General features: G+C 53.6%; 13 protein-coding genes. 8 read left to right on the forward strand and 5 right to left on the reverse strand.

All coding sequences use genetic code 11. From position 1 onward, the window contains the following. Positions 1-261 precede the first annotated feature (261 nt). Positions 262-1,482, forward strand: a complete 1,221-nt coding sequence (locus EHN07_RS03430) for a diguanylate phosphodiesterase (protein ID WP_124022803.1) — start codon at positions 262-264, stop codon at positions 1,480-1,482. 92 nt (positions 1,483-1,574) lie between these two features. Further along, a complete protein-coding gene (locus EHN07_RS03435) occupies positions 1,575-2,324 on the forward strand; it encodes a MerR family transcriptional regulator (RefSeq protein ID WP_124022804.1) in 750 nt (249 codons plus the stop codon). Positions 2,325-2,369: 45 nt separating this feature from the next. Here the strand turns inward: EHN07_RS03435 and EHN07_RS03440 are convergent, their stop codons facing one another. The 4 genes from EHN07_RS03440 to EHN07_RS03455 are packed head-to-tail and all read right to left on the reverse strand — an operon-like array spanning position 2,370 to position 6,472. Next, positions 2,370-3,695: an MFS transporter gene (locus EHN07_RS03440; protein ID WP_124022805.1), complete on the reverse strand. Its 1,326-nt coding sequence runs from the start codon at positions 3,693-3,695 to the stop codon at positions 2,370-2,372. 47 nt (positions 3,696-3,742) lie between these two features. Next, entirely contained in the window at positions 3,743-4,591 is an 849-nt protein-coding gene (locus tag EHN07_RS03445; protein ID WP_208646969.1) for an NAD(P)-dependent oxidoreductase, read from the reverse strand. A 13-nt stretch (positions 4,592-4,604) separates the two neighbouring features. After that, on the reverse strand, positions 4,605-5,606 hold the full coding sequence (locus EHN07_RS03450; RefSeq protein WP_124022807.1) for a transketolase family protein: 1,002 nt from the start codon (positions 5,604-5,606) through the stop codon (positions 4,605-4,607). After that, positions 5,603-6,472, reverse strand: coding sequence for a transketolase (locus EHN07_RS03455; RefSeq protein WP_124022808.1), 870 nt, complete (start codon positions 6,470-6,472; stop codon positions 5,603-5,605). Before EHN07_RS03455 ends, EHN07_RS03450 begins: the two co-directional genes overlap by 4 nt. A 237-nt stretch (positions 6,473-6,709) precedes the next feature. Here EHN07_RS03455 and EHN07_RS03460 point away from each other — a divergent pair, with 237 nt between their 5' ends. Then, on the forward strand, positions 6,710-7,603 hold the full coding sequence (locus EHN07_RS03460; RefSeq protein ID WP_124022809.1) for a LysR substrate-binding domain-containing protein: 894 nt from the start codon (positions 6,710-6,712) through the stop codon (positions 7,601-7,603). Between the two features lie 187 nt (positions 7,604-7,790). Here the strand turns inward: EHN07_RS03460 and EHN07_RS03465 are convergent, their stop codons facing one another. Continuing rightward, the gene (locus tag EHN07_RS03465) at positions 7,791-8,912 is read right to left on the reverse strand and encodes an FAD-dependent oxidoreductase (protein ID WP_124022810.1); all 1,122 of its coding nucleotides are present in this window, start codon (positions 8,910-8,912) and stop codon (positions 7,791-7,793) included. Between the two features lie 189 nt (positions 8,913-9,101). Here EHN07_RS03465 and EHN07_RS03470 point away from each other — a divergent pair, with 189 nt between their 5' ends. The 5 genes from EHN07_RS03470 to EHN07_RS03490 all read left to right on the forward strand — a co-directional run bounded on the left by EHN07_RS03470 (position 9,102) and on the right by EHN07_RS03490 (position 13,615). Next, on the forward strand, positions 9,102-10,001 hold the full coding sequence (locus EHN07_RS03470; RefSeq protein WP_124022811.1) for a LysR family transcriptional regulator: 900 nt from the start codon (positions 9,102-9,104) through the stop codon (positions 9,999-10,001). A gap of 170 nt (positions 10,002-10,171) precedes the next feature. Next, complete coding sequence (locus EHN07_RS03475; RefSeq protein WP_124022812.1) at positions 10,172-11,353, forward strand: alpha/beta hydrolase family protein; 1,182 nt, start codon at positions 10,172-10,174, stop codon at positions 11,351-11,353. Then, positions 11,353-12,276: a VOC family protein gene (locus tag EHN07_RS03480; protein ID WP_124022813.1), complete on the forward strand. Its 924-nt coding sequence runs from the start codon at positions 11,353-11,355 to the stop codon at positions 12,274-12,276. The genes EHN07_RS03475 and EHN07_RS03480 overlap by 1 nt, the downstream gene beginning before the upstream one ends. Further along, on the forward strand, positions 12,277-12,645 hold the full coding sequence (locus tag EHN07_RS03485) for a Rieske (2Fe-2S) protein (RefSeq protein WP_124022814.1): 369 nt from the start codon (positions 12,277-12,279) through the stop codon (positions 12,643-12,645). It abuts the gene before it with no gap. Then, entirely contained in the window at positions 12,623-13,615 is a 993-nt protein-coding gene (locus tag EHN07_RS03490) for a fumarylacetoacetate hydrolase family protein (protein WP_124022815.1), read from the forward strand. Before EHN07_RS03485 ends, EHN07_RS03490 begins: the two co-directional genes overlap by 23 nt. The last annotated feature ends 2 nt before the right edge of the window (positions 13,616-13,617 follow it).

The raw sequence follows: 13,617 nt of genomic DNA on the forward strand, positions 1-13,617 counted from the left end.
AACAGAATTATCTTAAATCTTAAACAATAAATGCTATTCATTTAATTTCAGTTACTTATTCATTGATCCTGAGCGAGTTAGTGAAATTTATTGTACAGGTTTTGCTTTTGTTACCTTACGCATGGCCACAAAGTTGTTTGTACAGGTGTATAGGTATGCATTTATTGTTAATAACTTATTAATTTTAATCGCCTTGAAAGGTGGGGTTTGGTTACTCATCTGCTACTGTATATGCTTACATAGCCCTCTGGTGGAACCAGCATGCTCACAACCATCATTTACCGCAGCCATATTTGTCATAACGTACCGTTTCAGTCGGTTACGGCCATGGTGGCAGATGCAAAAGTTAAAAATAACCAGGCCGACGTCACGGGAATTCTGCTGTTTAACGGCACGCACTTTTTTCAGCTGATTGAAGGTCCGCAAGAGAGTGTTGAGACGCTGTACCAGCATATTTGCCAGGATAAGCGCCACTACAACATTGTTGAACTGCTCTGTGACTATGCTCCCGCGCGGCGCTTTGGCAAGACAGGAATGGAACTCTTTGATTTAAGAGAATATAGCGGAAACGAGGTGCTGCAGGCCGTGCTCGACAAAGGGACAAGCAAGTACCGGCTCATTTATAACGATCGCGCGTTAAAGTTTTTGCGTACCTTTGTTGAAGCAACGGAAAAAGAAAACTATTTTGAAATTCCGCCCGCGGATTCCTGGGTCTTTATTGCCGATGGCAAGGGGACTCAGAGCGCTGCGGCTGTTCCTGATAACGCCCCCGATTGTTGTTTCGCATTCCAGCCGATGGTTGACCCCTTTGCGCAGAAAATTTTGTCTACCGAGGCGTTGTTGCGCACTCCGGGCGGGGATTCAACCGCGGCCTATTTTGCGGGCTTAACCGGTAACGCGCTTTATGAGGCGGACCTCAATAGCAAAAAAGTGGCCTTTGCGATGGCAAGCGCGCTCGGACTCGGCGAACGATCTGTTTCGGTAAATCTGTTCCCCATGACGTTGGTCATCATCCCTGATGCGGTTGATATTTTGCTCAGAGAAATTGAAAGCCATGGCCTGGTACCGGAACAGGTCACCGTAGAGTTTACGGAAAGCGAGGTTATTTCACGCATAGATGAATTTACCGGGGCCATCAGGCAACTGAAGGCGGCGGGGATTAGCGTGGCGATAGACCACTTTGGCGCCGGTTTTGGTGGGCTGTTGTTGCTGACTCAATTTCAGCCGGACAGCATTAAAATCAACCGTGAGCTGATTAAAGACGTTCACAAAAGCGGCCCGCGACAGGCTATTATCCAGGCCATTATCAAATGTTGTGCCTCGCTGCACATCTCCATTTCAGCGGTGGGAGTGGAAAAGGCCGAGGAGTGGATGTGGCTGGAGTCCGCCGGAATCACGCAGTTTCAGGGCAACTTATTTGCCCGCGCCCAGCTCAGCGGCATTGCCCCCGTGGCCTGGCCTGAAAGGAGAGGCGATCTCTGATCCAGGTTGTACAATATGAAAAAATAAGTTGTACAACCTGCGCGGAGTCGTTAGTTTCGGGATGGATGTTTAAAACTGACTACGGGCAATGAATGACTTTATACAGTATCGGTGAAGTTGCCGAACGATGCGCAATTAACCCCGTTACGTTACGGGCATGGCAGCGTCGCTACGGATTACTCAAACCTCAGCGCAGCGAGGGCGGGCATCGACAGTTTGATGACGAAGATATCCTGCGTATCGAAGAGATTAAGCGCCTGATAAAAAGCGGAGTGTCCGTAGGTAAAGTCAAAGCATTGCTGGAAGCGAGCCAGCTGGCAACGGATGGCAATGAACCCTGGCGCTCGCAGCAAGAGGAGGTGATGACCGTTCTGCGTCTTGTACAACCGGCTAAACTGCGCGCAAAAATTGCCTCTTTAGGGCGTGAGATCCCGGTTGATACCCTGATTGATGATATTTTTATCCCGGTACGTCAGTGCCTTAGCCTGGATAAAAATACCTCGCTGGCAATGATAAGCCTGCTTGATGGTTTGCTGATTGACTATGCTGTCCAGTGCCTGGTGATTGCACGCAACACGCCGCAGGGCAATGAAGAGAAAGAGACTTTACTGATTGGCTGGGAAAGCGATGACAGAGCCCGCCTGTGGCTGGAAGCGTGGCGCCTTTCACAACAGGGCTGGCGTCCTGTGGTGCTGGCCGATCCTCTGGACTTACCTCGTCCGGAGTTATTTCCCGGCCAGCATATCTTTATATGGACAGGTAAGGCGTTAACTTTGCGCCAGCAAGAGCAGCTGGAACACTGGCGCAAGCAAGGTTTTGCCGTTAAGTTTCATGCGGGTTAGCGGCGAGAATAGCTTTCCTGTGATGAATGTGTGGTGTTTCAAACCTCAGAGAAGGGTTCCTTTAGCAACATCATTCGGAAGCCGCCTTGAGTGACGGGATAGCGCAGGGGCTGTTTCAGGGGTGCGAATCGCGCACCATGTTGAAATGACCCCTAACGCCGAGAACAAAAGCGCCGGGCCAATCCAGCCAATCACCCCATACATTCCCGTTGCGATAAAGGGAAGCAACCCCGCCAGGACTGAAGCGCCGTTATAACCCAACGAAATACCCGAGGAACGAAGGTGGGCGGGAAATTGCTCAGAGAACCAGCTTGCCTCAACGGCGAAGATAGGATCATGGCTGAAGAGTAAAGAGAGGCTTACCGCAACAATCACCATCATCACGGCGCCGGTGTTAATCAGCATAAACAGCGGAATGCCGAACAAAATAGTAAAGATGGCGCCCATCAGGAAGATATTACGGCGGCCAAATTTATCACTCAGCGCGCCATAAATCAGGTGGCTTCCTAAGCCGATGGCTGACCCCACCAGCGTGCCCCACAGCACATGGCGAGTGTCCGTTATTTCGGCAAGAACCACGTAAGAAAGCATAAAGCTGGTGGTGATATAGTAGCCTCCCGTTTCTGCCAGACGTAGCCCCATAATTCTGAGTATCATGCGCCAGTCGCTACGAATCACCTCGAGAGCCGGTTGCTTAACAATTTGGTTTTGTTGTTTGGCTTTTTCAAACTCAGGCGACTCCGCAACGCTCATTCGAATGAAGATTCCGATAGCCACCATGATAAAGGAGAGCAGAAATGGCACTCTCCATACCCAGTTGCCTTCAAACAGGGCATCCGACAGGAGAAACGCACCGTTAGCCAACAATAATCCAAGCGGGATCCCCAGCTGCGGTATTGCGCCGTACAAGCCACGCTTATGTTTTGGCGCATGCTCAAACGCCATTAACACCGCGCCGCCCCATTCAGCACCAAAGCCAATTCCCTGGATCATGCGTAAAAGTATCAGCATGATGGGTGCCCATACGCCCGCTTGTTCAAATGTGGGCAACGCGCCAATTAATACGGTTGCGGCCCCCATCGCGATCAGCGACCAAAACAGTACCGCTTTGCGTCCATAGCGATCGCCAAAGTGGCCGGCCAGATACCCGCCAAAAGGGCGCATAAGAAAGCCAACCGCCAGGGTGGCGAAGGCGGCAAGGATACCGATAATCGGTTCTTCCGTATGAAAAAAGATCTTGCCAAACCAGGCGGCAGCGGCGGTGCCGTAAATAAAAAAATCATAGCTTTCGACGGCGGAGCCGATCATCGAGGCAATCGAAACTTTCACCGGATTATTTCCAGCATTTGTCGGTACAGAAGGCGTAGTCATGTCTTACCCCGTTGTTATGTTTTTGGGTTGCACAAGTTTAAGCGTGATTATTGTTGCCAGGTTTCTATCACCCTGCTGTCATCACGCAGGCCTAACCCCGCTTGTGCTGCAGCAAGAAAACGAGCATGTGCGACCTGTAAGAGCGGTACCTCTGCGTGGTGTGCGGCCGCAGCTTCTGAGACCAACCCGCTGTCTTTCACAAAAATATTGATGGCGCTGGAAACCTCAACATCGGTTGCCTGTAGCATACGTGGCCCACGGTCTGAGAGCATCCAGGAGCCGGCGGCACCGGCTTTAATCAATGGCAGTACCTGGGCCGGATCGAGCCCCAGTGTGGCCGCAAGATTTAAGGCTTCGGCTGCCGCCACAATATGCACGGAACACAGATGCTGATTAATCACTTTAATACTTTGGCCTGCGCCAACCTGGTTACTGATGACGCTGATGGTTCCCATCGCGTTCAGTACCGATTCAACGTGGCTGATAGCCTGCGCATCGCCGGCGGCAAAAATAACCAGCTCTCCGGTGCTGGCCCGAGCGGTCCCGCCGGTCACTGGCGCATCAATGACCGTGGCGCCTGCCTGCTGCAAACGGGTGTGGGCAAGTTTTACCGCTTCAGGACCTACCGTGGACATAATCACCCAATACTGCCCTGAAACCTGTGGTAATGCTTCACTGACTAACGTCTCCAGCTGATTGGGCGTGGCAACCATAACAATAACTACCTCGGCAGCCACGGTTTGCGAGAACTGCTCGACCGCTTCAATACCCTGTTGCAGCGCCCGCTGCCGTGAGGCCTGTGCGATATCAACACCTAAAACCCGGTGTCCCGCTTGATGAATCTGAACTGCCATCGGTAAACCAATCGCACCGAGACCGACAAAAATAACATTCATATAATTTCTCCGGTTATCCCAGCCAGTGTTTGATGGCGTTAACCATCGCCAGCGTGGAGATGCCATAACGATCGTGCAAAGTGGGCAGGGCGCCTGCGGCAAGAAACTCGTCGGGCAACCCAATATGTCGAAAAGCTGGCATGACCTGCGCATGCATCAGCGAGGTGGCTACTGCTTCTCCCAACCCGCCAATCACGCTGTGATTTTCCACTACCACCACCAGACGTCCGGCTTGCCGGCACTCTTCAATAATGGTGGCGTAATCAAGGGGTTTGATGGTCGCGACGTGCAACACTGCGGCATGAATATTCTCTTTTGCGAGTTCTTTGGCCGTCTCCAGCGCACGCATGGTCATAATGCCGCTGGATATCAGCAGTACATCAGCGCCGTCCTGCAGCAGTTTGGCTTTACCCAGCTCAAACTGATAATCATATTCATCCAGCACCAGCGGCACTTTGCCGCGCAGTAAACGCATATACACCGGACCATGATGCGCGGCGATGGCGGCCACGGCTTGTTCGGTATCCAGCGCATCGCAAGGATCGACAACCGTCATATTCGGGATGCTGCGCATCAAAGCCAGATCCTCCGTGGCCTGGTGACTCGGCCCGTAACCCGTGGTGAGGCCGGGCAATGCTGCGCAAATTTTGACGTTGAGATTTTCTTCCGCAATCACCTGATGAATAAAGTCGTAGGCGCGACGCGTGGCGAAGACCGCATAAGTTGTGGCGAAAGGAACCATCCCTTCTTTTGCCATACCGCCTGCTGCCGCCATTAATAATTGCTCTGCCATACCCATCTGAAAGAAACGATCGGGGAAGGCCTGGGAAAAAATATGCAGATCCGTGTATTTGGATAAGTCGGCGGTTAATCCCATAATCTGAGGCTGATGCCGTGCGGCATTAACCAGAGCATGGCCAAAGGGGGCCGGGAGAGTTTTCTGCCCTTCAGCAGCAATGGAAGCAATCATCGCTGATGTGGTTAAACGTGGTTTTTTATCAACGGTCTGGCTCATTTCCCTTCCTCCTGATAGCTATCCAGAATCCTGATGGCCTGCTGCCATTCGTCGGGCTCAACGCGAATAAAATGGTTTTTTTCACGCGCTTCCAGGAACGGAACGCCTTTCCCCATTAAGGTATCAAGCAGGATCACGCGTGGTTTGGGTTCAGCCAGCGTGCGGGCCAGGTCAAAGGCATTTTTCACCGCTGCGATGTCGTTGCCATCCACCCGCTGTACATGCCAGCCAAAAGCCTGCCATTTGTCAGCTAAGGGTTCGAAGCCAAGGATTTTTTGCGCAGGGCCGTCCGCCTGCTGCTGGTTGATATCCACAAGCGTAATCAGGTTGCCCAGCTGATGATGCGCCGCCCCCATTGCGGCCTCCCAGGTTGAGCCTTCATCAAGCTCACCATCCGACATGGAGTTGTAGACAAAGGCATCGTTATTCTTGTGGCGCAATGCCAGCGCCATGCCAACCGCAATGGCAAGCCCCTGGCCGAGTGAACCGCCGGAAATCTCCATGGCAGGGGTGTAGGTTGCCATACCCGACATCGGCAAACGGCTGTCATCCGCACCATAAGTTTCCAGCTCGCTTTCGGGGATAATCCCGGCCTCAATCAGCGCTGCATAGAGTGCGATAGCGTAATGGCCGTGCGAGAGCAAAAAACGATCGCGGCCTTCCCATTCCGGTGATCCCGGGCGATAGCGCAGCGCATAGCACCAGGCAACGGCCAGCATATCGGCCAGACCCAGAGCCTGCCCGATATAGCCCTGACCCTGGACTTCCCCCATACGTAACGCAAAGCGACGAATACGGTAAGCGTGGTGCGCCAGCTTTGCCTGCTCCTTTTCAACAGCCCACTCTGGCTGTGTACATAGACTCATTGCTCTGTTCCTCTCAGGTTAAAAAAGATGGCAGAGGTCATCACGAAATGTTGTTTCGCCATAGCGGGTGATGCCATATTCGTTCGTATCATTCATCTCAATAGATATGAGCAACGTTGGTTACTGGCTATCGTTATTCAGGAGATGCCGTTTTCTGCCGGTTCCATATAAGTTAGGCAGTGAAAGTGATGAGCGACAAAAGCATTTCTCACAACAACTGTTGAACAGGATTCACTAATGTCATTGTTGAAAAGAGCACCTTTAACACTGCTGCGTGCATTTGAAGCCGCAGGGCGAACCGGCGCATTTGCGGCGGCTGCCAGGGAGCTGGATTTGTCACCCAGCGCGATTAGCCATGCCATTCGTAAATTAGAGGAGATACTTGAGACGCGTCTGTTTCAGCGCAGCACGCGCGAAATTGTCTTAACCAAAGAAGGGCTGATTTTACTGGAGCATATCCAGCGTGGCTTTGAGGAGATGCAGCGCGGGCTCGCGCTGGTGACGGCCGATGAATCCCGCCCACTGCGGTTACATACGGCACCGAGTTTTGCGCATCAGTGGCTATTACCGCGGCTGGGCAACTTCATTAAGACCCATCCACAGATTGATTTACGCCTTTCAGCGAGTACGGAATATGCGCACTTTGAACAGGATGATTACGATCTCGACATTGTGTATGGCGAACCGCGCCATTCGCCTTATGAAAAAATACCTTTAGCTGTCGAAGAGTTAACGCCGCTGTGTTCCCCGGCCCTGGCTGAGAACATCCGCAAGCCTGAAGATCTTTATCAACAGATGCTTATTCAATGTGATGTGCAGCTGTATCAATGGAAGGGCTGGTTTGAGGCCAATGATTTAACACCCCCGAAAAACTACGGGCTGCGTTTTGATCGTAGCTTCATGGCGATTGCTGCGGCAGTCGATGGGCTTGGCGTGGTGCTGGAATCAAAACTGCTGGCGGAACGCGAACTGGCCTGCGGCAAGCTGGTTTGCCCGTTAAAAGAGACCACCAGGGAAATTCATTACATCGGCCATTACCTGGTCTTTCCACGGCATCAGCACAAACATGTTGCGCTGGATATATTTAAAGACTGGTTACTGGGGCAGCTTAACCTGGCGCAGTTACGTTGAACAGCGTCACATTTTCCGGCTGTTTCCGCTAACCAACGCGCGCAGGGGAAAGCTATTTGATGCGATGCGTTTCACAGAATATTTTAACGCTGGTGACAGAAAAGCCTTCACTCAGGGGGCTGTGGCGAGGCCCGCCACAGCAGGGAGATAACCATCGGCCAGGCGGCGTTGGCCGGAGGTTAATTCACTAAACGGGTTGAGCGGTGAAAGCTATCATGTCACGTATCACGGCCTGACGGTCAAATTGAGGATCCGGATGGATCTCGCTTTCACCCACGCGCAGCGAATCTTGCCAGATCCTGTGGCAGCGATCGCGGCGGCGCAGATAAAATCGCTCCAGCGCCTGCGTCACCTGTTCACCGTGCTGCAACTCTTCCGCCAGCACTAAGGCATCTTCAATCGCCATGCCCGCGCCCTGGCCCAGGTGGGGCGTGGTGGCGTGTACCGCATCGCCAATCAACACCACCCGGTTGTCATACCAGGGGGCGTCGACAAATAACTCTTCCAGCGGTTTATAAACCACCTCGTCGTTATGGGTGATTTGCGCGCGTAATTCCCCAATCAGCCCCTCGCGGTTTGGCATGCGCTGCTGCATTTGCTGCGCCAGTTGATGATGAGCAATATGGGGATTACCAGGCTCGCTGGAAGTGACGAACAGATACATCAGATTTTCTGCCAGCGGAACCAGACCACAATTAAAGTCCTGATCCACAAAGCACATCAGATGGTCGACCAGCGGCAGTCTGGGGAAGTTATAGCGCCAGACGCCTTGTCCGGTGAAGCGCGGCTGGTAGCGGTCACCATAGATAAACTGGCGCATCTTTGAGTAAATACCATCCGCGCCGATAAGCAGATCGTATTCGCCGCATGTGCCGTCGCTAAGCGTGACCTGTACGCTGGTTTCATCCTGCGTAAGCGAGACGACGGTTTTCCCGGTGCTAATCTGTGCCCCCAGCTCTTTGGCCGTGTCGCACAGAACCTGATGTAACGCCAGACGCGAAATGCCCACATTCGCGGGGAATTTTTCACCCGCAAGGCGCTGGCCCGGGAATTTAGCGAGCTGTTTTCCATCAGGCGTGTGAATGGAAACACTGTCAAATGGCCAGGCGGCATCCAGGTAGCGCTCCAGCACGCCAAGACGCTGCATTTCGCGTACTACGTTGTTTTGTTGAATAATGCCGACGCCGTACACCCGCCAGCTTGCCTGGATCTCTACCAGATCCACCTCAATACCGGCTCGCCTGAGCGCGATAGCGGAGCACAATCCACCAATCCCACCCCCCACAATAAGTACTTTTCTGCTGGCCATGCTTTTTTCTCTTTTAAGTGCACAAGTAGCAGTGAGCGTAGAGAGGTTTGTTCAGCGAAACTAATCACGAAGTAAGATGATCGTTATCGCAAAAAAAGATATTGGTTGCTCAGTGGTGAATTAAAGGTTGCGTGAATGTTAATTTATCGATCTAGGATAGGGGCATGATTATCACCAGGGCTGCCAAAAATGCGTTATCAGCACCTCGATCTTAATTTATTAGTCGCACTTGATGTTTTACTGGACGAGCAAAATATTACCCGTGCCGCAGGGCGGTTGCATATGACCCAGTCCGCAACCAGCGGGGTGCTCAACCGCTTGCGCAACTATTTTGATGACGATCTCCTGACCCAGGTGGGCAGGAAAATGATGCCAACCCCGTTAGCCAGAGAGCTACAGGATCCCGTTCGTGAGATCCTGTTCAAAATTCAGACCTCTATCGCCCGTCGCCCGATGGATGAGCCCGCGACCAGCAAGCGCCACTTTCGCATTATGGCTTCCGATTATGTGATAAACGTCATGCTTAAAGATGTACTACGCGGGGTGCATCAGCATGCCCCGCATATCACCTTTGAGTTCTTTGCCCCTGACCATCAGGCCTCCGGCATGCTTAACCGCGGGGAGCTGGATATTATGATCGCCCCGGAGCGATTTATGGTGGCCGATCAGCCTGCCGAACTGCTGTTTGAAGAGCAGTTTGTCTGCGTGGTATGGGACGAAAATCCTGAAATAGGGCATACCCTGACCATCGAGGACTGGAAACGCCTCGGGCACGTTGCGGTTGTTTTTGGCCGTGAAAGGTACCCCGGACTTGAGCAAAATCTGTTTTCCGAGGCCGGGCTAAGCCGTCGCCTGGAAGTGGTGGCGCACAGCTATCACTCTTTACCGCTGCTGCTGCTGGGGACCTGCCGAATCGCCACGATGCACCGCAGACTTGCCGCACAGTACGCCATGCTGCTGCCGCTGCGTATTTACCCTGTTCCGGTGGACTTACCCGTCATGCGCGAATTTATCGGCTGGCATCGTAGCTTAAATAGCGACCCGATTTTTAGCTGGCTGAAAGAAAAAATTATCGTCGGCGCCCTCTGATTTCCCCATGCCCCGGCTTGCGGGCCTGCCAGCTATCATCTTCCCCGATACCTGGCATCCTGACACGTGATTAGTCGCTGCTTTCTCCTTATGTGAGAGTGGCTGTGGTACAGAACGACCTGTCTGGCGTCGTTTCTGATGCAGGCGACTGACCGTTAAAGGATAAAAATATGTTTCGCTATTTCCCTAATAATTACGTCTGGAATCTTTCGGTGGACTTGTCCATTGAAATGGGCGCGCGCCTCGGTGAAATTGAGGAAATGTGCGCCCCTTTACTGGCGGCTTCTGAAGCTTCCGATGGGCAGGGCACCCGCGCCTTTCGGGAAAGCTGGTCGAAAATGGCCGATAAACTTTGTGCGCTGGCGCAGGAAGATGAAACGCGAGGGCATCTTTTTTCTGCCGGTGAAAAGTATCTGAGGGCTGCTAATTACTACCTCACCTGCGAACGTCTTCAGGCGCATGGCGCAGCGGGTCGCGAGGCGTTATACCAGCGTTTTCTTGAGGTGTTTTCACTTGGCTGCCGGTACAGCGCAGCCAATTGTGAACGCGTTGAAATCCCCTATGAAGGCAAGTTGCTCTCAGCGTTGTACGTTCGCGCGCAGGGCGCGGCTGCCCGTGCCCCTTTGCTGGTGCAGGTGAATGGGCTGGACTCAACAAAAGAGCTTAAATACCTCATCGGCCTGCCGCAGTGGCTGGCAAAGCGTGGCGTCTCATCGCTGATTGTCGATCAGCCCGGCACGGGGGAAGCACTGCGTTTGCACGCGATGAAAGCGCGTTATGACAGCGAGCACTGGGCTTCACGTATCGTTGATTGGCTGGAGCAGCACCCGGAAGTCGATCCGCAGCGTATCGGTATGGAAGGCGTTTCATTAGGTGGATATTACTGCCCCCGGGCGGTGGCGTTCGAGCCGCGTTTTGCCTGCGGCGTGGTCTGGGGAGCTAACCATGACTGGCGAGATGTCCAGCAGCGCCGCCGGGACAAAGAGGGCAGCTTCCCGGTGCCGCATTACTGGGAACATGTGCGCTGGGTCTGGGGAGGGGAAGATATAGACGACTTTATGCGTATTGCGCAAAACGTACATCTCGACGGCATCCTGGACCGCATCACGGTGCCATTCCTTGTGACTCATGGGGAAAAGGATGCGCAAATTCCGCTGAAATGGGCGCACAGAACCTATGAACAGCTGGTAAACAGCCCGCGGCGTGAGCTGAAAATTTTCACCCAAAGGGAAGGCGGCGTTCAGCACTCAAGTTTTGATAACTCCATTAATGCGGGTCATTACATTGCCGATTGGGTCGCAGAGATCCTCGGGGGGCAACTGGCTCCAAACGATCAACTCAGGAGTAAATAATGAAGATTATTGGCCCGGATTATCTGGTGTTTGGCGTTGATGATGTAGAAGGTTGCCGCCGTTTTTTACTGGACTACGGCTTGCTGGAAGGTAAAGAACATTATTATTCGGCGCTGGACGGCACGGGAATTGTCCTGCGGGAACGCAACGATCCGTCGTTGCCTGCCGCGCTTGAAAGCGGCAGCCAGCTACGCGAAACGGTCTACGGCGTGGCGGATGAAGCAACGCTTGAAGCTATTGCCGCAGAACTGCGTAAAGACCGTGATGTCAGTTTTGATGATGACGGCGTATTACGCTGCTTTGATGATATGGGATTTGCCCTTGGGTTTCGCGTCACGCAACGCAAAACCATCGCGCTTGCCGCCGAAAAGGTTAATGCCCCCGGGGATGAAGAACGTCGGGCGATAAACCATACCGGCGCCAGTGAAGAGATGAATGCGCAACCGCGCTCTTTATCCCACGTGGTCTATTTTGTTCCTGACTCCGCCCGGGCAGAGGCATTTTATAGCCGGTTAGGGTTTATCTGTACCGACCGTTTTACCCACGTGGGGCCATTTTTACGCCCGGCTGGCACCCTCGACCATCACACGCTATTCCTGATTCAGGCGCCAGCTTTTATGACGGGGATTGAACATTTTACCTTCCATCTTGGCGGCCCGACCGAGCTGATGATGGCGGGGTCGCGCTTTGTCCAGAAAGGCTATCAAAGTTTCTGGGGGCCGGGCCGCCACCGGCTGGGATCAAACTGGTTCTGGTATTTCAACAGCCCATTCGGCTGCCACATTGAGTATGACGCCGACATGGATCTCCACGATAACGACTGGCAACCCCGTGAAGCCATGCCCGGCGCGGATAACTCGCAGTACTTCCTGCTAGCCCCGCGTGAAAAATGGGCGCCAGGCCCTGACGATGCACGCGCATAAATGAGTCAATCCATTCCGTTATGCCTTGCTGACAGCTTACGGGAAGGGCAGGCGCGTGGTTTTGACCCAGATAACAGCGGGCAGGCGACAGTGATTGCGCTGCGCTACAGAGGGGAGATCTTTCTGTGGCGCAACGTTTGCCCGCATCTTGGAACCCCAATGAACTGGCGGCGAGATGCGTTTATGGATCCTGCTGGCGAAAAGCTGGTGTGCTTTGCCCACGGTGCCATTTTTGAGCCGGACAGCGGCTTATGCATTCAGGGCGCCTGCCTGGGGCAACGCCTGACGGAACTCAACGGCTATATCGACGCCCGGGGATGGCTGATGCTGACAGAGAGTGACAAGTATGAAACTGGCAACGCGAAATAATGGCGAGCGGGATGGCCTGCTGGTTGTGGTCTCCCGGAATTTACAGCACATTGCTGATGCTGACGACATCGTGGGCACGCTGCAACAGGCGATTGAAAACTGGGATAGCGTCAGCCCCGAGTTAAACGAGAGGTACCAGGCGCTGAATGATAACCGCTGGCCTGCGGTACAGCCTTTTGATGCCAGAAAACTCTTAGCGCCGCTGCCCCGGGCATGGCAGTGGCTCGATGGTTCCGCTTTTCTGCGTCATGGCGAGCGCATGCAACAGGCGTTTAATTTACCCCCTATTGAGGGTGCCGAGCGTACTCCGTTGATGTATCAGGGGAGCGGTGACGACTTTTTGGCTCCCCATGACGATATTCCCTGGCGTAATGCTGCCGACGGCCTCGATTTTGAAGGTGAATTTGCCGTGCTGGTTGATGATGTGCCACAAGGGTGCGGCGCGCAGCAGGCGCTGGCGCATATCCGGCTTATTTTGCAGCTTAACGATATTAGCCTGCGCGCATTCGCGCCACGGGAAATGAAAACCGGCTTTGGGTTTATTCAGGCCAAGCCCTCTTCCTCTTTTGCCCCGGTGGCGGTGACGCCTGATGAGCTGGGCGACGCCTGGCGGGCAGGGCGCGTGCATTTACCGCTGAATATTGAGCGTAACGGCGTGCGCGTCGGGCGCCAGGAGGGGGGCGAGATGTACTTCCACTTTGGCGAGCTGATCGCTCATGCCGCGATGACCCGTCGCCTGCGTAGCGGAACGCTGGTGGGTTCCGGTACGGTGGCCGGTGCCGATACAGCCGCCGGGGCCAGCTGCATTGCCGAAATGCGCGCGCTGGAAATGCTGGCCCACGGTGAACCCCGCACTCCTTTTTTACAGCCAGGAGAATGGGTTCGAATGGAAGCCTGCACGCGGCAGGGGCTACCTCTGTTTGGCGCTATCGAACAGCAGGTCGTTAAGTCAGATAAATTTGAGGAGTAGCT

It is taken from the genome of Buttiauxella warmboldiae (assembly GCF_003818135.1).
GTDB classification, from domain to species: Bacteria; Pseudomonadota; Gammaproteobacteria; order Enterobacterales; family Enterobacteriaceae; genus Buttiauxella; species Buttiauxella warmboldiae.

What these genes read in the sequence shown, in the direction of transcription:
- EHN07_RS03430 (WP_124022803.1), top strand. Translation starts at nt 262, where the DNA reads ATGCTCACAACCATCATTTACCGCAGCCATATTTGTCATAACGTACCG.
- EHN07_RS03435 (WP_124022804.1), top strand. Translation starts at nt 1,575, where the DNA reads ATGACTTTATACAGTATCGGTGAAGTTGCCGAACGATGCGCAATTAAC.
- EHN07_RS03440 (WP_124022805.1), bottom strand. Translation starts at nt 3,695, where the DNA reads ATGACTACGCCTTCTGTACCGACAAATGCTGGAAATAATCCGGTGAAA.
- EHN07_RS03445 (WP_208646969.1), bottom strand. Translation starts at nt 4,591, where the DNA reads ATGAATGTTATTTTTGTCGGTCTCGGTGCGATTGGTTTACCGATGGCA.
- EHN07_RS03450 (WP_124022807.1), bottom strand. Translation starts at nt 5,606, where the DNA reads ATGAGCCAGACCGTTGATAAAAAACCACGTTTAACCACATCAGCGATG.
- EHN07_RS03455 (WP_124022808.1), bottom strand. Translation starts at nt 6,472, where the DNA reads ATGAGTCTATGTACACAGCCAGAGTGGGCTGTTGAAAAGGAGCAGGCA.
- EHN07_RS03460 (WP_124022809.1), top strand. Translation starts at nt 6,710, where the DNA reads ATGTCATTGTTGAAAAGAGCACCTTTAACACTGCTGCGTGCATTTGAA.
- EHN07_RS03465 (WP_124022810.1), bottom strand. Translation starts at nt 8,912, where the DNA reads ATGGCCAGCAGAAAAGTACTTATTGTGGGGGGTGGGATTGGTGGATTG.
- EHN07_RS03470 (WP_124022811.1), top strand. Translation starts at nt 9,102, where the DNA reads ATGCGTTATCAGCACCTCGATCTTAATTTATTAGTCGCACTTGATGTT.
- EHN07_RS03475 (WP_124022812.1), top strand. Translation starts at nt 10,172, where the DNA reads ATGTTTCGCTATTTCCCTAATAATTACGTCTGGAATCTTTCGGTGGAC.
- EHN07_RS03480 (WP_124022813.1), top strand. Translation starts at nt 11,353, where the DNA reads ATGAAGATTATTGGCCCGGATTATCTGGTGTTTGGCGTTGATGATGTA.
- EHN07_RS03485 (WP_124022814.1), top strand. Translation starts at nt 12,277, where the DNA reads ATGAGTCAATCCATTCCGTTATGCCTTGCTGACAGCTTACGGGAAGGG.
- EHN07_RS03490 (WP_124022815.1), top strand. Translation starts at nt 12,623, where the DNA reads ATGAAACTGGCAACGCGAAATAATGGCGAGCGGGATGGCCTGCTGGTT.